The sequence below is a fragment of the Microcoleus sp. PH2017_05_CCC_O_A genome (assembly GCF_020738785.1).
Lineage (GTDB): Bacteria > Cyanobacteriota > Cyanobacteriia > Cyanobacteriales > Microcoleaceae > Microcoleus.
This window is the reverse complement of record NZ_JAEQCB010000039.1, coordinates 18,985-37,712: the sequence shown is the minus strand read 5'-3', so window position 1 is coordinate 37,712 and position 18,728 is coordinate 18,985. Positions and strand designations below refer to the sequence as shown.

Here is an 18,728-nt window from a genome sequence, read left to right as displayed (position 1 = left end):
CAACCATCAACAACGATAGAATCGGAGTTGCGGAATTTGCTTGTTGAGAAAATTAGCACGTTAAAAAATGTGGGCAATCAGAAGCCTCTTTGGTTCGATATTTGCCACCGCCGTTATTGTGAGGCAGGATAGATATCAAGGACAAATAATCTGGTTTCCACTTGCATCGGCATCCTAACTTTCCGAGTCTAGCGCTTTTCGCTCGCACTGCGGTATTGTGTCCCGTGCAACGCCGGTTTTATATCACCTCTGGGTTAAATATTGACTCAAAAGTAAAAAATATCAGCATTTTTACTTTCTGCTTTCTGTTTTCTGCAATTAGGGTGCCTTTTGGAGAATAATATTATGCTACCAGAACAACTACAGCGCATCATCGGCTACTTTCTAGAAGAAGCCACAGAACACCTTCAAATCATGGAACAAGGCTTGCAGGGCCTGCAAAACACCGTGCAAACTCCCCAAAGGATACACCAGCTCATCCGAGCCTCGCACTCAGTTAAAGGGGGAGCAGCTATGTTGGGATTTAGCAGCATTCAGCGCGTAGCCCATCGTTTGGAAGATTATTTAAAACTGCTCAGAGAATGTCCGATCGCCATTGATAGCAGGCTGCAATCGCTGTTAACCCAAGTTTTTGATATTTTAGCAGCCCTCGTCTCCAAGGTTTCTAAGGGTTTTGGGCTCAACCACGAAGACGCAAACCAGATGCTGTCCCTCGCCGAACCGATTTTTGACGAGCTCGACGCTTACCTGAGAGTGCTGATTCCTACTCGCCTGAGTGTGAGAGCAGTAACCGACGAACACATTCACCTTTTCTGCGGTTACTGCACCTTGGCTGGGGAATTTTCCTCCGCCATTACGTCGCGCGTCGGTTTGCTCGGAGGCAATATTACCCGCCAGGAGTACGAAGGCGATGGCATACGCCTTTATATTGACATTTACCTGCCACCTTACACCAGGATCGAAAACATCCGCCAAGCTGTGGAACTTTCAGGCGCTATTATCGGGACTGTTCAGACGCAGCGCGACTTCTCACTGCTGGCTATGGATTATCCGGTTTACCAAAGTGCGATCGAACCTCCGGCAATTTGCACGGGATGTCGCTACTATTATGGCAGAAGCGATGGCGGGCACCTGCTCAACTGCACGATCCATCCCCGCGGCCCGGAAGATGAAGACTGTCGCGATCGCGAACCGGAATAAGGGTTATAAAATCACGACTCAGAACTAATAGGTGGAACGAGGGAACAGATTAGTAAAAACTAATATTCTCCCAGACATCTTTCAGACGGCCAGATGCCAATTTCTTTCTGCTTCCTTATTTCCTAGATCGCTAAAATTTTATTCGTTACACCCGTTAGAAAATCCGTTACCGAACTTCCGACTTCACGCTTGACTTCTTCCTTCTTCCTTCTTCTAAAACTTCCCTAAAAGCTGATACCGCAACTCTAATTAATTGCATCATGCTCGCAGGATGTCCCACTGCCCAGATATTGATAGCCAGACAAGCGATCGCCATAGCTAACAAGATGTATGTCGGAGGCATTACTACTCCGATCGCGAACCAGGTAAAAACGTGAAAGATCATTGCTGTAGCCCAAAGGCTGGCCACAGCCACAGACGCCCAAACTTGCATTCGAGGTCGGTTTAGTCCTGTCAAAATCCCTGTCTGCAAAGTAGTCAGCAAGTTTGCCGGAACTAAAAAGGCACAGATAGCTATGCAGTGGGTATGAGAAAACTCAGTAACTGTATTGAAGTCGAGCATCAGTATAATTGTCGGGCCTGTTGGATATACTTCAAAAGCTTAACGCGACTTTACTTTCAAGTCTTGTCACCCTTACCTTAACTTAATCTTTTCGTTAGTCGGCCGGTCTGAAGACACATTTATCTCCCCTTTTTTATGATGGTAAAATATTACCACAAATATTAAAATTGTGGAAAAACATTAAAACGACTTGAAGAATGGGAACAATTGCTGCGATAATTAATATCGGGGATCGCTCGAATAGAATAGCTCAGTTCGTAAAAAAAACCAGAATGCTCGCGCCAGTCTAGCAGCAACACAACGGTAGGCTAATTTTCGACTCCATCATTTTCGATTCGCTGATTTTCGGATAATGCCTTGTTAGTGTCGGTCAAGGGATCAGGCCATTATGCGATCGAACAATATGAGATTATTGAAAAGCAAATTTGAGATCAAATCTAAAATCGATAGAACCCTCTCGAAATTTTACAGCGGAAAATAGAGACAATGGATCGACAAAGCACAATCCCAGCACTCGCAGAAGTTGACTTGACAAACTGCGACACAGAACCCATTCACATATCGGGGCACATTCAGCCTCACGGGATTCTCGTGGTTGTACGAGAACCTCAACTAGAAATACTGCAAGTCAGTGAAAATACGCAAGATTTATTGGGAGTCGATGCCAAAAGTGCGATCGGTCAAGATTTGAGCTTATTCTTCGATAGAGTTCAGTTAGAAAAACTCAATTCCTGTTTGCAGAACGAAAACTTAAAAACCGTCAATCCCATTAAACTCTCTGTCAACAAAGCAGACAAGTTTTTAGAATTTGACTGCATCCTCCACCGACAACAAGGAATTTTGATAATTGAGCTAGAATTAGCAACCACCACAGAAAATCTTTCCGTTTTTAGCTTTTATCATTCAGTCAGATCCACAGTCAGCCAAATTCAAAGCGCCAAAAATCTCAAAGAATTATGTCAGCAGACTGTGGGAGAAATCCGGAAGATTTCGGGATTTGATAGAGTTATGACCTATCAATTTGACGCAGAAGGTAACGGTGCTATAATGGCTGAAGACAAACTAGAAAACCTGAGTCCATTCCTGGGCTTAAACTACCCCAAATCAGATATTCCCAAACAAGCCAAAAAACTGTATTTGTTAAATTGGTTGAGGTTAATACCAGATATTAATTATCAACCAGTTCGCATCATTCCCGAAAAAAATTCTGTTACGAAGCAGTCCCTAGACCTCAGTCTCAGCGTGTTGAGAAGCGTGTCTCCCATTCACATAGAATACCTGCAAAATATGGGCGTTGCCGCTACTTTATCAATCTCTTTAATCAAAGATCAACAACTGTGGGGATTGATTGTTGGCCATAACTATACACCAAAATACCTCAACCATGAAGTGCGAGCCGCTTGCGAGTTTATCGGGCAAGTAATGTCCTTAGAATTGCAATCAAAAGAAGCCAACGAAGACTACGACTACAAACTACACTTAAAATCTATTCAAGCCCAGATTTTTGAAGACATATCTACCTCCGAAAACTTGTCAGAAGTGTTAGTTAAATGCCAGCATAATTTGCTGGAAGCAGTCAACGCCCAGGGAGCATCAATAGTATTTGGAGAAAATTGCTATCGAGTCGGGGAAACACCTCACGGAGAAGCGCTTAAATCCTTAACTCAGTGGGTGCAAAACAGCCTAAAAAAAGAAATTTTTTATACAGACTCGCTGACTAAATGCTATCCAGAAGCTGAGGAATTTAAAAACACGGCTAGCGGGTGTTTGGCAATAGCAATATCGCCGAGTCAGAAAATATACGTCTTGTGGTTTCGCCCGGAAGTAATTAAGACCGTAAATTGGGCAGGGAACCCCAACAAAGCAGTTCTAATAGATGAAGATGGCAGCCACAGACTGTCTCCTAGGAAATCCTTCGAGCTGTGGAAAGAAAATGTGAGGTGCAAATCTTTGCCGTGGAAGCAATGCGAAATAGACGCTGCATTGGAACTAAAAAAAGCAATAATCAATATAGTGCTGCGCCAAACCAAAAAACTCGAAAAATTAAATAGAGCACTAGAAGCCTCAATCGCCAGAGAACGCGAAAAAAGCGAGCATTTAAAAACAGCGATGTACGAGCTTCAGCGAACGCAAACTCAATTGGTGCAAAGCGAAAGAATGTCAAGTTTGGGACAGTTGGTGGCGGCGGTAGCCTATGAAGTGACTAACCCGATTAACTTCATATACGGAAATCTTAACTATGCCGACGAATACAGTCAAAAAATGATCGATTTATTGCAGCTTTACGAGCAGCACTATCCGTCGCCTTCGCCAGAAATTCAAGCAGAAATAGAAGGAGCAGAATTAGAGTTTATAGTTGAAGACTTGCCGAGGTTGCTGGGTTCAATGAAAGTAGGAGCTAACCGCATCCGCGAGATAGTTCAGTCGCTGCGAAATTTCTCTAGAATTGACGAAGCAGAGATTAAAGAAGTTGACATTCACGACGGATTGGACAGTGCTTTGCTGATTTTGAGCAACCGATTCAAACCGAAGCCCGTTAGCGTAGCAGGTACGCAGTACCATCGCCCTGCAATTCATCTCAACAAAGAATATGGCTCTCTACCGTTGGTTGAGTGTTACCCAGTTCAAATCAACCAAGTATTTATGAATGTGCTGACAAATGCACTTGATGCTTTAGAAGATGCCTTTGTCAACAAAAATTTATCGCCGCACTCTTGGCACGAAGCAGAGACAGCCAAGAGCGGACAAATTCGGATCGTGACTGAAGTTTGTCCGGGAGAAACAGCCGTAGCAGTTCGGATTAAGGACAATGCTTGGGGTATGGAAGAAACAGTTAGACAGAAAATATTTGAGCCGTTTTTTACCACAAAACCGGTAGGGAAAGGTGCGGGGATAGGTTTGGCGATTGGCAGCGAAATTGTGGTGGAACAACACGGCGGCAAATTGAGCTGTATTTCAGCCCCCGGAGAGGGAACCGAGTTGATTATTGAGATTCCCTTGAGCCAAACTCATCTCAAACCGATTTTAAACAGTTGACAGTTGACAGTTGACAGTTGACAGTTGACAGCGAAGCGATAAGAACGGAGATTTAAACTCCGTTCTTATAATAATCTGCCTTCATGCTGGGACTTCCAACCCCTGCTATTCGGTGAAGTGAAAAAAAGTGCGCTTATCGACAAAATGCACAAATCGAAAATTAGATTAAAATACAAAAGCAGCTATAGCAACCGCCACATTGGTTAGGACATTCAAGAACTCATCAATAGAGTCTAAAATCCTTGCTTTATAAACGGTTAGATTCGGATACCATAACTGTCAACTGTCAACTGTCAACTGTCAACTGCTATAAGTAGATTTGAGCCAACTCTGAGGAAGCGACTGTGACTGAAAAAAATACCGCCCAATGGGATGCCGGCAGATTTGTCAAAACCTTGGCTTATTTTGGCGTGATTCCCTTCATTGGCAGCATTAGCTGGCTGCAACAACTGTTCGGAAGCAGCAGCAACAATAAAAAAGACCAACCCAAACTAATACTGGTAGCCGGTGCGACAGGTGGCGTCGGGAAGCGAGTTGTCAAGCGGCTGCAACAGCGGGGATATCAAGTCCGCTGTCTCGTCAGAGATACCAAAAGAGCAACCGAAATTCTTGGCAAAAATGTCGAATTAGTCGAGGGAGATATCACTATCGCTGAGACGCTAACACCGCGCGTCACTGAGGGCGTAGATGCAGTTATCTGCTGCACGGGTACCAAAGTTCAACCTGTAGAAGGAGACACGCCAACCAGGGAAAAATACTATCAAGGCATCAAGTTTTATATGCCGGAAGTTGTGGATGTTCCCGAAATTGTCGAATACAAAGGCCTGAATAATTTAGTGCAAGCTGTTCGCAGTCAGCTCATTAAATCAGGCGAAAAAGTCATTTTTGATTTCACAAAACCTACCCAAGATTTAAAGGAAACTTGGGGCGCTCTCGATGATGTTGTGATGGGCGGGACTAGCGAAAGTTCGATCGTACTTACAGACAGTACAGCTATATTCACGGGCAATGTTTCCACTGCCAACTCAGGTGGCTTTGCTTCTGTCCGCACCCGCAACTTCGATCCTCCGGTCAATCTCGCAGGATTCAGCGGCCTCCTGCTCCGGGTCAAAGGGGATGGTAAGCGCTACAAGTTGATCGTGCGTAGCGAGGCTAAATGGGATGGTATCGGCTATTGCTATTCGTTCGATACTGTGTACAATACCTGGATTACGATCGTAGTTCCCTTCGATAAGTTAATTCCAGTATTCCGCGCGAAGACTGTGAAAGATGGCGCGAAATTCGATCCCAGCAGCATTTATTCTTTTCAGTTAATGCTGAGCAAGTTTGAATATGACGGCGCGCTGAATCCGAAATTTACACCGGGTGTTTTTCAACTGGAATTAGAATCTATTAAAGCTGATGGCGGCCAGACTTTGCCGCGATTTGTGATGGTGAGTTCGGCGGGAGTTACTCGCCCGGGCCGCCCAGGACTTATCTTGGAAGATGAACCGCCGGCTGTCAGAATGAATGATATGTTGGGGGGAATTTTGACTTGGAAGTTGAAAGGAGAGGATTGCGTGCGATCGAGCGGCATACCTTATACTGTTGTCAGACCTTGTGCTTTGACTGAGGAACCGGGCGGCAAAGCTTTGATCTTCGAGCAAGGAGATAATATTCGGGGTAAAGTTAGTCGGGAAGATATTGCGGAATTGTGCGTGCAAGCTTTGGAACAACCGCAGGCTTGTAAGGTGACTTTTGAGGTAAAAGAGGGGGAAAATCCTGGTTCTCCGAGAGATTGGGAGGGTTTGTTTTCTGGGCTTAAATAGGTATTGTTTGTAGGGTGCAAGACGGCGAATCGAAGACGGCGAATCGAAGACGGCGAATCGAAGACGGCGAATCGAAGACGGCGAATCGAAGACGGCGAATCGAAGACGGCGAATCGAATTCGCGTCTACACAGACAAAACCCGCCTCCGCGGGTTGAAGAAAAAGATCGGACGGCGAATGGAATTATGTTGTTTTCTTCAGTCGGCGTCCGGCTGACATCGTTTGTATAGACGCGGTTTCAACCGCCGTCTTATTATTAACCAAGACTAATTACCAATTATTATGCCTTTGAATTTTTTCCGCCGCTATTCAACGCCTTATTTGTTTTTGTTTCCGGCTTTGTTTGTTTTGACTTTGACTGTTTTGTGGCCTGCTTTACAAGCTTTTTATTTGAGTTTTACGAGTTACGAATATGATTTAACTCAAATGCCGCAGTGGGTGGGTTTGAAGAATTTTGAGCGGTTGTGGCGCGATCGCACTTTTTGGCAAACTTTGACCAATACGCTGCTGTATCTCATCTGTGTTGTGCCTGTATTGGTTGTTATACCGTTGGGAATGGCAATTTTGTGCAATCAAAAGCTGCGGGGGATGAACTGGTTCCGCGCAGCATATTACACGCCGGCGGTGATTTCGATGGTTGTCGCAGGGATTGCTTGGAAGTGGCTGTTTGCTGAGACGGGATTGCTGAATCAGTTCGGAGAATTGTTGGGTTTACCTCCGGTTTCTTGGCTGGCCAATCCGAAGGTGGCAATTTTTAGCGTGATGGCAGTTACTGTCTGGAAAGGCTTAGGTTATTACATGGTGATTTATTTAGCTGGGCTGCAATCTATTCCGGCAGAACTTTATGAAGCCGCTGCGATTGATGGTTCGGAAGGTTTGCGGAAACACTGGGATATTACTGTGCCGCTGATGAAGCCTTATTTGGTTTTGGTGGCGGTGATTTCGGCGATTTCTGCTACTAAGGTTTTTGAAGAAGTTTATATTATGACTCAGGGCGGCCCTCGCAATAGTTCTAAGACTGTTGTTTATTATCTTTACGAACGGGCTTTTAAGGATTTGGAAATTGGTTATGCTTGTACGATCGCCCTAGTTTTGTTTTTGCTGATTTTGGGTTTGTCGGTTTTGCAAGTTAGCCTTCAGGGTTTGACTCGCAATGATTAGTTGACAGTTGACAGTTGACAGTTGACAGTTGACAGTTGACTTGACAGAGGAAAGAGAGAAGAAGATAAGAAGGCTGTTAAAACCCTTGGCGCGGCAAATGTTATATTAAACACAATTTAATCAGTAAGAATACGTATTAATCAGTAAGAATACGTAAGTGCGATCGACTTAAAGATTAAGCCAAATAGCCAATGCCAAAGCTGCGATCTTTGCACTAATGTTGATTATGCCTCGGAATCTGTTTCACCCAACCTGTGCCATCACCCCTCTAACACGGGCGATCGACTTCCGCCCACAGCACAACTCGGGTAAATTTGCAGTCAACCCTTTAAATTCAAATTGATTAAACTATGATTTTACTAACAGGCTATCAAATCACGGAACAAATTTATTCTGGTATCAATACTGCGATCTATCGGGGAATCTGGGAACAAGAAAACCTACCCGTCATAGTCAAAACCCTGAAAAGCGAGTATCCAACTCTCGAAGAGATTACTCGCTTGAGACACGAATATAAAATCCGAAAAAATCTAAGAAATATAGAAACTATTGTTAATTCATACCGCCTAGAAACGCATCAAAATAGTGTAGCACTCACATTAGAAGACTTTGGTGGCTTGGCTTTGTCAAAACTTCTAACTACTCAAAAAATTAAATTAAAACATTTTCTCGAAATAGCCGTGCAGCTAGCTCAAAGTTTGGGTGAAATTCATCAAAATCAAATAATTCACAAAGATATTAAACCGCACAATATCATTATCCATCCCGAAACCTATCAGGTCAAAATTACTGACTTCAGCATCTCCTCGCGCTTGGTTAGAGAAAACGCAAGTCCCAGCTATCCCAATTTGCTCGAAGGTACGTTAGCTTATATTTCGCCGGAACAAACTGGTAGAATGAATCGGGCGATCGACTATCGCAGCGATTTTTACTCGTTAGGTGTCACTTTTTACGAGATGCTGACTGGTGAATTGCCGTTTAATGCGATCGACCCTTTAGAATTAGTTCACTGTCACATCGCTAGAATCGCACCCGCGCCCCACAGTTTGAAGCCGGAAATTCCCGAAGCAATCTCTGCCATCGTGATGAAGTTGTTGGCGAAGACGGCGGAAGATAGGTATCAAAGCGCCGACGGGCTGAGGTTTGATCTCGAAACTTGTCTCGCACAACTCCAAGGTAGCGGCAATATATCTGATTTTACTGCCGGAAATGCCGATCGGGCCGGTCAACTCCTCATCCCCCAAAAACTATACGGTAGAGAAGCCGAAGTCGCCGCTTTACTCAGTGCTTTTGAGCGAATTAGCGGTGTAGAACCCCCCCAACCCCCCCTTGCTAAGGGGGGGCTTTCGGAGCTTTCCCAAAGCACCGGAGAACCCCCCCAACCCCCCCCTTGTTAAGGGAGGGCTTATTGAAAGTTCTTCATCCTCCTTAACAAGCAAAACAGGGGGAGTCGAAATGATCCTCGTTTCCGGTTACTCCGGCATCGGCAAATCCTGCTTAGTCAATGAAGTTCAAAAACCAATTGTCCGACAGCGCGGATATTTTATTGGTGGCAAATTTGACCAATTCAAACGCAATATTCCCTACGCTTCCGTGATTCAAGCATTCCAGTCATTAATTCGGCAGTTGCTAACAGAAAGCACAGCATCTATCCAGACTTGGAAACAAAAATTGCTTGCCGCTTTGGGAACCAGCGGGCAAGTTGTCACAGACGTGATTCCCGAAGTCGAACTAATTATCGGGAAACAGCCGGAAGTCCCGCAATTGGGGCCGACAGAATCGCAAAACCGATTTAATCGAGTGTTTAAACAATTCATTAACGTGTTTACCGCAAAAGAACACCCGCTAGTAGTTTTTCTCGACGATTTGCAGTGGGCAGATTCGGCGTCGCTGAAATTGATTGAACTGCTGGTGACAGATTCAGACAGCAAATATTTGTTGCTAATTGGAGCCTATCGAGATAACGAAGTCAGCGCCACCCATCCGCTAATTCAAACCATCGAAAATATCCAAAAAGCTGGGGCAGGAATTCCCGAAAGAGTCAGCAATATTGTTCTCGCTCCCTTAGAGTTGAGTCATGTTCAACTCTTAATATCCGAAACTTTGAAAATCCGAATCTCGGAAAAGATTCAACTTTTCGCCGAGCTACTTTTCAACAAAACCCAAGGCAATCCCTTCTTTCTAACTCAGTTACTCAGAACTCTTTATCAAGAAAATCTGTTAGTTTACGATTTTCCATCCAGTACGTGGCAGTGGGATCTCGGACACATCCAAGCTATTGGGATTACTGACTGCAATGTCGTAGAGTTAATCGCTCGAAATATTCGGAAGTTGCCTGTCTCGGCGCAGTCAGCATTAAAATTAGCTGCCTGTATTGGCAACCAGTTTAAGTTAGAAGTTCTCTCAATTGTCAGCGAAAAATCTCAAAAAGAAACAGCATTAAACCTCTGGGATGCTCTTCAGGCGGGTCTAGTTTTGCCGCTGAGCAACGATTACAAAATTCCACTGGTTTTTGAAGGATTAGAAACAGGGCTGGCTGGGCTGCAAGATGTGAAGGTTGACTACAAGTTTTTGCACGACAGAGTGCAGCAAGCAGCTTATTCTTTGATTCCTGAAGAGCAGAAAAAAGAGACTCACCTAAAAATCGGTCAGTTGCTGCTGCAAAATACTGCACCAGAAGCGCGGAAAAACAATATTTTTGCTTTGGTAAATCAACTGAATTTCGGAATCGATTTACTGACTTCGGAACAAGAAAGATGCGAGTTAGCTGAACTCAATCTCATCGCAGGTCAAAAAGCGAAGGCGGCAGCAGCTTTTGAACCTGCTCTCAGGTATTTTAATCTGGGGATACAACTCCTCAATTCTGTGTTTCGCCCAGGTGAGAAAGAAAGTGAGGTCATGTCAAGTTGGCAGAGTCATTATAACTTGACCCTGGCTCTCCATACAGAGGCAATGGAAGCGGAATATCTGAATACCAATTTACAGCAAGCCGAAATTCTGGGCGAGTTAATCTTGCAGCAAGCTACTACTCAGCTAGATGCGATAAAGATATATGAGATTAAAATCCAAATGTATGTAAACACCTTCCAGATGCCGAGAGCTTTGGATACTGGATTGCAAGCTTTGGAGATGATGGGTCTCTCTCTTTCAAGGCTCCAGAGTTTGGCTAAAAATCAGGTGATACTACCTAAGTTTGAAGACTTAGAAAAATTGCCAAGAATGACCGATCCGGAGCTGATAGCAGTAATAAAGTTACTTCAATCTATTACTATTCCCGCTTTAGGTGTAGATCCAGAGATTGGCTTTGAAATAGTTGTCTGCCAAGTTAATCTCTGCAATCAACAAGGTTATTCAGCTATCGCTGCTTTATCCTATGTTTTTTACGGCACTTTACTTTGTACAATTGGAGAAATTGAAAAAGGATATCACTCAGGGAAAGTGGCTGTAAAATTGTTAGATAAATTCGAGGCAAAGGAACTTATATGCCCAGTCTACAATATGTTTAACTCTTTTATTAGACCGTGGAAAGAACACGCCAGAGAAAGTTTGACACCGTTGCAAGATGCGCTGCAAAATGGAATTGAGTTTGGTTATCTAGTCTATGTTGGTTATTGTGTTAGTAATTATTGCATTTACCTATTTTTGACTGGGGGGCAACTAGAATCGTTGTTTGACAAGCAATTATTATACGTAAATTTGAGCCAAGAAATTGGCAATCCATATATTGCACTGGAAATAAATGTAGAAAGGCAACTAAATTTAAATTTGCAAGGCTTAGTAACTGACAAGTATCGGTTGATCGGAGAGGCAATTGATGAAGTAACTTTGCTGGCGCAGTCGCAAGCTGCCAAAAATGGTTGGACGCTTTTTCATTTGTATATAGCTAAAGGAATTTTGCTCTATTTATTGAAAGATGGTGCAGGGGCTATTGCCAACTTATCGGAAGCATTAGAATACATTAAATCAATAATGGGGTTGATGTATGTTGCCATACACAATTTTTACTATTCGCTGGCTTTATTAGCTGTATATCCAACTGCGGATACTGAACAACAAGCACAGTATTTGGAACAGGTGGAAGCAAATCAGAAAAAAATGCAGGATTGGGCTTTTCACGCACCGATGAATTATCAGCATAAATATGAGTTGGTTGAGGCTGAGAAAGCGCGGGTGTTGGGAGAAAAAGACCGGGCGATCGCATTTTACGATCGCGCAATCCAACATTCCCGCGAACAGGGATACATTCAGGAAGAGGCTTTGGCGAATGAATTAGCTGCTGAGTTTTACCTGTTGGCGGGGCGGGAGAAGGTGGCTAAGGTTTACATGACGGATGCTTACTACGGTTACATCCGTTGGGGTGCGAATGCTAAGGTTGCTGATTTGGAGGAACGCTATCCGCAGTTGATTGTACGGATGCCGGAAAGTGATAGTCTCACAATTAGCGATCGCCCGACTGTGACTGTAACTTCTGCAACCGTTACCGGTACTCACAAAGCTTTGGATTTCGCTACCGTCATGAAAGCATCTCTGGCTATCTCCGGCGAAATTGTCCTCGATGCTTTGCTGGACAAATTGATGCGGATTTTGTTGGAAAATGCGGGGGCCCAAACTGGGTTTTTGATTGCACCCAAAAATGGTGAATTTGTCATTGAAGCTGCGGGAGAGGTTGGCGGCGATGTGCGGGTGCTCTCGGGCGCGGGCTTGGATTGTGCGTATCCGCGATCGCTAATCAATTTTGTCGATCGCACTCAGCAAGATGTCGTGTTGAATGACGCCAGCAGCGACGCTATTTTCCACAATGACCCCTACATCGTCGATCGCCAGCCAAAATCGGTGTTATGCGCGGCGATCGTCTATCAAGGCAAATTAACCGCGATCCTGTATTTGGAAAACAATTTGACAACCGGCGCTTTTACAGGCGATCGCTTGGAAGTATTGAAGCTGCTTTCGTCCCAAGCTGCGATCGCCCTCGAAAATGCCCGTCTTTACACAAACTTAGAAACTGCCAACAAACAACTCGCAGAATACAACTTTACCCTAGAAGCAAAAGTAAAAGAACGCACCCAAGAATTACACCAAAAAAACTCGCTACTTTCCCAAGAAATTAAAGAACGCCAAAAAGCCGAAGCCGCCGCCCGAGATGCCAGCCACGCCAAAAGCGAATTTTTAGCTAACATGAGCCACGAATTGCGAACACCCCTCAACGGCATTTTAGGTTACACCCAAATCTTTAAGCGCGACAAACATTTGACCTCGCAACAACAGAATGGAATTGGCGTTATTCACCGCTGTGGCGAACACTTGCTCGCTTTGATAGAGGATATTTTAGACCTTTCTAAAATCGAGGCAAGGAGAATGGAACTCGTGGCCACAGACTTTGATTTTCCCGATTTCATTCAAGGCATTAATGCTATTTGTAGCATTCGGGCAAGTCAAAAAAACATAGCTTTTAATTGCGAATATCTTTCGTATCTCCCCAGTGCAATCTCGGCAGATGAAAAGAAGTTGCGCCAAATATTGATTAATTTAATTGGTAATGCTGTTAAGTTTACTGAAAGGGGTGGGGTAACATTTAAGGTTTCAGTAGTGGATTGTGTAAGCGATGAAAATAGGACTGAAGTCCTCACTACGAAGGTGAGGATTCGGTTTCAGGTTGAAGATACAGGAATTGGGATCGCTGCTGATGAATTGCCAAAGATATTTACACCTTTTGAACAGGTGGGCAATACCCGCCGCCATACCGAAGGAACCGGATTGGGATTAGCAATCAGCCGGGAATTAGTCGAGATTATGGGCAGCGAATTACAAGTAGAAAGCACTTTAGGCAGAGGTAGCATTTTCTGGTTTGAGTTAGATTTGCTAGCAGTTGACAGCCCAGAAATAAATAAAAAGTATTCCCAAAAATTTATCAAAGGTTTCAATGGTACTAACAAAAAACTTCTGGTGGTTGACGATCAGTGGGAAAATCGCTCGGTTTTAATTCACCTGCTCGAACCGTTGGGTTTTGAAATAATTGAGGCTACAGACGGTCAAGATTGTTTGAATAAAGCCCTGGAATTTCAACCGGATTGTATCTTGATTGATTTGGTAATGCCGGTGATGGACGGATTTGAAGCGATGCGGCAAATTCGCAAGTTGCCGCTCTTTAAAAATGTGGTCGCGATCGGCACTTCTGCTAGTATTATGGCAGTGGAAAAGCAGGGAAGTTTAGCAGCAGGATGCAATGCTTTTCTCCCCAAGCCGATCCGGGCTGAGGAACTTTTAAATTGCTTGCAAGTTCATTTAGAGTTAGAATGGATTTATGAGAATTTGGAAGACGAAAATTATGAATCTGAAGATTCCGACAACCAATCTAAAATTCCAGATGAAAAAATTATCCCTCCTCCGGCAGAGGAAATAGCTGTACTTTTTGAATTAGCAATGATGGGTGACTTAGGAGGAATTCAAAAACAAGCAGAAAAATTGGCCAAAATTAATGCAAAATATGTCTCTTTTGCCAGCCATCTGAATCAATTAGCTAAAAATTTTGAAGAAGCAAAGATTTTAGAATTCGTAGAACAATATAGGAAGCATTGAAAACATGAGCATCTTACCTTTGGAAGAGAGCGTTATCTTGATCGTCGATGATAACCAAAATAATTTGGCAGTGCTGTTTGATTTTTTGACGGAATCGGGGTTTAAAGTGTTGGTGGCAAGGACGGGAGAGAGCGCTATCAAAAAAGCTGAATACTCGCTGCCAGATTTGATATTGCTGGACGTATTAATGCCGGGAATTGATGGGTTTGAAACTTGCCGGCTTTTGAAGGCTGGCGATTTGACAAAGGAGATTCCGGTGATTTTCATGACAGCGCTGGATGAGACGGAAGATAAGGTAAAAGGATTTAATTTGGGAGCTGTTGATTACGTTACTAAGCCGATTCAAAATCAAGAAGTCTTAGCTCGGGCTAAAGCGCATTTGAGCATCCGCAAGCTGACTCAAAAACTTCAGGAGCAAAATGCCCAGATGCAGCGTGAAATTGTCGATCGCAAACAAGCTCAAATTAACCTGGAACAACTGGCTGCCGAGTTGGAAAAACGGGTAGAGTCGCGCACTGTGGAACTTTGTCAAACCAACGAGCGGCTACAGGAAGAGGTGAACCAGAGACAGCAAACACAGGAGAATTTACAGCAGTCCCTGCACAAGCTCCAGCACGCCCAGTCGTTGTTAATTCAGAGCGAAAAAATGTCTGCTTTGGGGCAAATGGTGGCGGGAATTGCTCACGAAATTAACAATCCGGTAAATTTTATCTGCGGCAATCTCAATTACGTTCGCGATTATACTGAAGATTTGCTCAAGGTACTCAATCTTTACCAGCAGCACTATCCCGAACCCGCAGCGGAAATAACATCAACAGCAGAAGCGGTAGAGATTGAATTCATCAAGGATGATTTGCTGAAAATGCTAGACTCGATGCGGCTAGGTGGCGATCGCATTCGGGATATAATTCTGTCTCTACGGTATTTTTCGCGACAAGAAGGGCGAGAAATGGAGCTGATTGATATTCATCAAGGTATTGACAGCACGCTGATGATTTTGCAAAATCGGCTGAAATTTAAGGCGAACCGTCCCGCGATTCAGGTGATTAAGGAGTACGATACCGATTTGAAAAATGTAGAGTGCTGCGGCGGGGAGATCAATCAGGTATTTATGAATATTTTAGCTAATGCCATCGATGCGATAGAAGAATCATGCGCTGAAAAAACTATGGAAGAAATTAAAATAAATCCCTACCAGATTCGGATTTGTACGAAAGTCCACAACCCGAACACGGCAATTATTAAAATTGCTGACAGCGGGCCGGGAATCAGTGAGGATTTGTGCGATCGTATTTTTGACCCATTTTTTACAACAAAGCCTGTGGGAAAAGGTACGGGAATCGGCCTGTCAATTAGCTGGCACATTGTCACAGAAAAGCACGGTGGCAGTTTGCGCTGTTGTTCGACACCAGGCCAAGGAACCGAATTTGCGATCGAGCTTCCAATTCGACAAAAAGTGCGAGAAATGGCGACCTCCGGTTCCAAAATAGTAGACCGCTAATCATTGCCCTTGGGGCGCCCCAGAAGCCATAAAAAAAGCAGGTTTGTGAGCGAAAAAATCCGTCTAAGACTGTAAAAAATTAACGTATAAATCCGGCATTTAATGAGATACTCCCAAAAACAAAAAGCATCGCCCATTTGAAAGGGCGATGCTGTTTCCCAAATGGGTAATTCTATTCAGGAAAATCAGGGATTACCCATTTGGGAGGTTCCGTCCGTTTCCTTCTCACCGCTTCCTCTGCCATTTCTAGCATTTTGTCGAGAGAAGTATTTTCAATAAAGCTTGAAGTTGCTTCTGCGTATTCCCGCTTCGGGCACTTGTCGCCCAAAACGCAGCCGTTGACGCAAGCTACAGCACAATCGACAGTGTTCTCCACCATAACTTTTTTCCTTTCACGGTTCCAACAACTAGCAGGCAGATGCTCTGGGTGAATTTGTCAAGAGACTGCCCTCTATGTTCATTTTACTTTACAAACTGGCATCAAATGTCGATCGCCAGCGCAAAACTGTTATAAAATCAAAGCAACCTACCAAATTTGCCGATTATGAGCAATTTTCTGCGCCGCTTAAAACTTTTCCCCTGGCGAGAAATGCTGCAAATTGCCGCCCTCGTCAACTCCATCGTGATTGGACTGGAACTATTTTTAGCCTGGGGTTTCACGCAATCGCGGGTAATCCGCAACATTCTGACACTTCTCTACGGCTCCTCCCTCGGAATATTGATACCTTTTGTTACAGCCGTGGGAATGGGAGCTTTAGCAGTGTACTTTTTGGAGTATTGGCAGCAGCAATTTTTGCTCAACCGGACTAATTTGTGGGTTTTAGTTTTGTGCGTAATCTTGGGTTTGGTATTAAAGTCATTCCTGCCCATACCTGCTTTTTTAGCAAGTTTATCGGAAGCTGCACTAATAGGAATTACCGTGGGAGTTTTTTGGAAGGGTCGGCCTTATTGGTGATAGTCAGTTGACAGTTGACAGTTGACAGTTGACAGTTGACAGTGATTGTAGGGTGCTTCAGGGTTGAATGTCTTGAGTATAAATTAATATTTTTTGCCCTGACGCACCCTACGATTAGTTACTTTTTCACCCACATTGACAGTTTCAATCAACTATTTTGATGAAAAACCCGGTTTCTCGCCACCCGTGCATAAGTCCTACTTAGTTAAAGCAATACATTTCCTCTTCCCTCTTCCTTCTAACTATGGCAGCCAAAAATCGGGAATAACAGCTTTAGTCAAACTGCGAGCAAACTGATTAATCTGTCTGCCGATTTGAATGTGCGGTTCGTCAGCCTCCACCGGAATAATTGTCGCTTTGTTGCCGATTCCGAAACGCGAAACTACGAAATTTGCCGCCTCCAAACCAGTAACATAAGCCTTTTCCTGCGACCAAGAACCGTGACGGGTCACAACCCAATCGCCGCTCATAAATACATTATCATAACTTGTGACCGCAGGCAACAAATACTGATAACTTCCCGGTGCAAAATGCGTCACCGCCCGCGATAAACGAATCGCGCTGCTGTCGATTACTTTAGCCTCCCGAAAAGCCGGAATACAAGTCGCCAAATCCCGCTGAACAAGAGCAACTATTTCCTCATCTTTCAGGGGAATTAATTGATTGGCGTGATAAAAATCAGCTTCCACAACTGTTCCCGGTTCGGATCGGAACTCGTCGTGCAAAGCATTCAAATCAAAAAACGTCCATCCCGTAGTCGAACTAAATCCAAAACAGGCATTTGAAGGCAGCGGAATCTCAATTTTTCTGTCAAACCACAGGCGAACAGCTAACACGTCAACAGCGCCCAAGTTCATCACGTCCCGAAACTCTTGGCGGGTTTGCAAAGCGGGGCTGCTGCTGATAATTTTTTGCATTCCGGTAACGCCAACTGCAAAAATAACTGCATCTGCATCGAATGTTTCGTCGCCGCAGACAACTCCCTTGGCTTGATTGTTGCTGTCAACTATGACATCAGTAACTCGCCGTTTTGTCAATACTTGGGCGCCGATTTTTTCTAGGCGTTCTACCCACGGACGAAAGATTTTTTCTCCGACAGTGCCGCGACACCAAACTACATCAAAATCTGCTTGGTGTGCTAAAATGAAATAATAAAGCATTCCCAAAGCTGCGGCGGCCGAACACTGTTCTCCGGGTGCAAATAAACCTACTAATAACATCGGCTCAAAAGCATCCCGGTACAGCCTTGCAGATACGCCAAACTGTTTGAACAATTCGCGGGCTGTCACGCGATCGTACCGCTGCCAAGCTTCGTCGGAATTGTCGAAATCTAGTACGGCATAGAGTAAGGGTAAGGCTGAAAGGCGATCGACTAATGGCAGTCTTTTAAATCGCGTGTACAAGAATGTTCCTAACGGTGTGGGAAGTCTGGGTTCGTCCTGAAAAATGGGAGATTCAACTTCCAATCCGGCGGGGGAATACTGACAAGAACGAGTCCAAGGCGTGAAGGGATCGAGCCCTAATTCCTTGACTAATGAAAAGATATTTTTGTAAGGATACCAGAAGCCGTGAATGCCTGCTTCTACGGAACGCCCGCCGGCGGTTTTCCATCCCGCAACTAAGCCTCCCGACTGAGGCCCTGCTTCTAATAAAGTTACGTCATATCCTTGTTGGGCTAGGTGATAGGTGGCGCCTAAACCGGCCCATCCGGCGCCGACTACGACTATTTTTCGGGTTGGCGATTCTGCTGACATTGCGTACCTCTTGATTCTTTATTTATGATGACATAATTGATAAAATAAAGCGAGATATAACCTTTCTCAGAAAGATGAGGTACTCATGGGAATTGGCCAAACAGGGAATTGGCCAAACAGGGCATTGGCCAAACAGGGCATTGGGCATTGGGGATACCTCACTTTTTTGAGAACC

The 18,728-nt window shown here is 44.3% G+C and carries 11 protein-coding genes; 8 read left to right on the top strand and 3 right to left on the bottom strand.

Going from position 1 to position 18,728, the window contains the following annotated elements; all coding sequences use genetic code 11:
* The first annotated feature begins 345 nt into the window (after positions 1 to 345).
* On the top strand, positions 346 to 1,200 hold the full coding sequence (locus tag JGK20_RS11220) for an Hpt domain-containing protein (protein ID WP_293178330.1): 855 nt from the start codon (positions 346 to 348) through the stop codon (positions 1,198 to 1,200).
* A 166-nt stretch (positions 1,201 to 1,366) separates the two neighbouring features.
* Here JGK20_RS11220 and JGK20_RS11215 read toward each other — a convergent pair whose 3' ends face one another.
* A complete protein-coding gene (locus tag JGK20_RS11215; protein ID WP_293178327.1) occupies positions 1,367 to 1,762 on the bottom strand; it encodes a hypothetical protein in 396 nt (131 codons plus the stop codon).
* A gap of 486 nt (positions 1,763 to 2,248) precedes the next feature.
* Between JGK20_RS11215 and JGK20_RS11210 the strand changes: the two genes are divergently transcribed.
* The 6 genes from JGK20_RS11210 to JGK20_RS11185 all read left to right on the top strand — a co-directional run bounded on the left by JGK20_RS11210 (position 2,249) and on the right by JGK20_RS11185 (position 15,844).
* Positions 2,249 to 4,798, top strand: a complete 2,550-nt coding sequence (locus JGK20_RS11210) for an ATP-binding protein (protein ID WP_293178324.1) — start codon at positions 2,249 to 2,251, stop codon at positions 4,796 to 4,798.
* A gap of 344 nt (positions 4,799 to 5,142) precedes the next feature.
* Positions 5,143 to 6,606 (top strand): CIA30 family protein, encoded by a 1,464-nt coding sequence (locus JGK20_RS11205; RefSeq protein ID WP_293207195.1) that lies wholly within the window; start codon positions 5,143 to 5,145, stop codon positions 6,604 to 6,606.
* Positions 6,607 to 6,888: 282 nt separating this feature from the next.
* Positions 6,889 to 7,767, top strand: a complete 879-nt coding sequence (locus tag JGK20_RS11200; RefSeq protein WP_293178318.1) for a sugar ABC transporter permease — start codon at positions 6,889 to 6,891, stop codon at positions 7,765 to 7,767.
* 350 nt (positions 7,768 to 8,117) lie between these two features.
* Positions 8,118 to 9,164, top strand: a complete 1,047-nt coding sequence (locus JGK20_RS11195; RefSeq protein ID WP_366038790.1) for a serine/threonine-protein kinase — start codon at positions 8,118 to 8,120, stop codon at positions 9,162 to 9,164.
* A complete protein-coding gene (locus tag JGK20_RS11190) occupies positions 9,097 to 14,343 on the top strand; it encodes an AAA family ATPase (protein WP_293230457.1) in 5,247 nt (1,748 codons plus the stop codon). Before JGK20_RS11195 ends, JGK20_RS11190 begins: the two co-directional genes overlap by 68 nt.
* A 4-nt stretch (positions 14,344 to 14,347) precedes the next feature.
* Complete coding sequence (locus tag JGK20_RS11185; RefSeq protein WP_293178312.1) at positions 14,348 to 15,844, top strand: response regulator; 1,497 nt, start codon at positions 14,348 to 14,350, stop codon at positions 15,842 to 15,844.
* 172 nt (positions 15,845 to 16,016) lie between these two features.
* Here JGK20_RS11185 and JGK20_RS11180 read toward each other — a convergent pair whose 3' ends face one another.
* On the bottom strand, positions 16,017 to 16,223 hold the full coding sequence (locus JGK20_RS11180; protein WP_293143836.1) for a hypothetical protein: 207 nt from the start codon (positions 16,221 to 16,223) through the stop codon (positions 16,017 to 16,019).
* 165 nt (positions 16,224 to 16,388) lie between these two features.
* On the opposite strand from JGK20_RS11180, the gene JGK20_RS11175 reads away from it, so the two are divergent.
* Positions 16,389 to 16,799, top strand: coding sequence for a peptide chain release factor 1 (locus JGK20_RS11175; RefSeq protein ID WP_293178309.1), 411 nt, complete (start codon positions 16,389 to 16,391; stop codon positions 16,797 to 16,799).
* Positions 16,800 to 17,041: 242 nt separating this feature from the next.
* On the opposite strand, the gene JGK20_RS11170 is transcribed toward JGK20_RS11175, so the two are convergent.
* A complete protein-coding gene (locus JGK20_RS11170; RefSeq protein ID WP_293225869.1) occupies positions 17,042 to 18,553 on the bottom strand; it encodes an FAD-dependent oxidoreductase in 1,512 nt (503 codons plus the stop codon).
* Between the last annotated feature and the right edge of the window lie 175 nt (positions 18,554 to 18,728).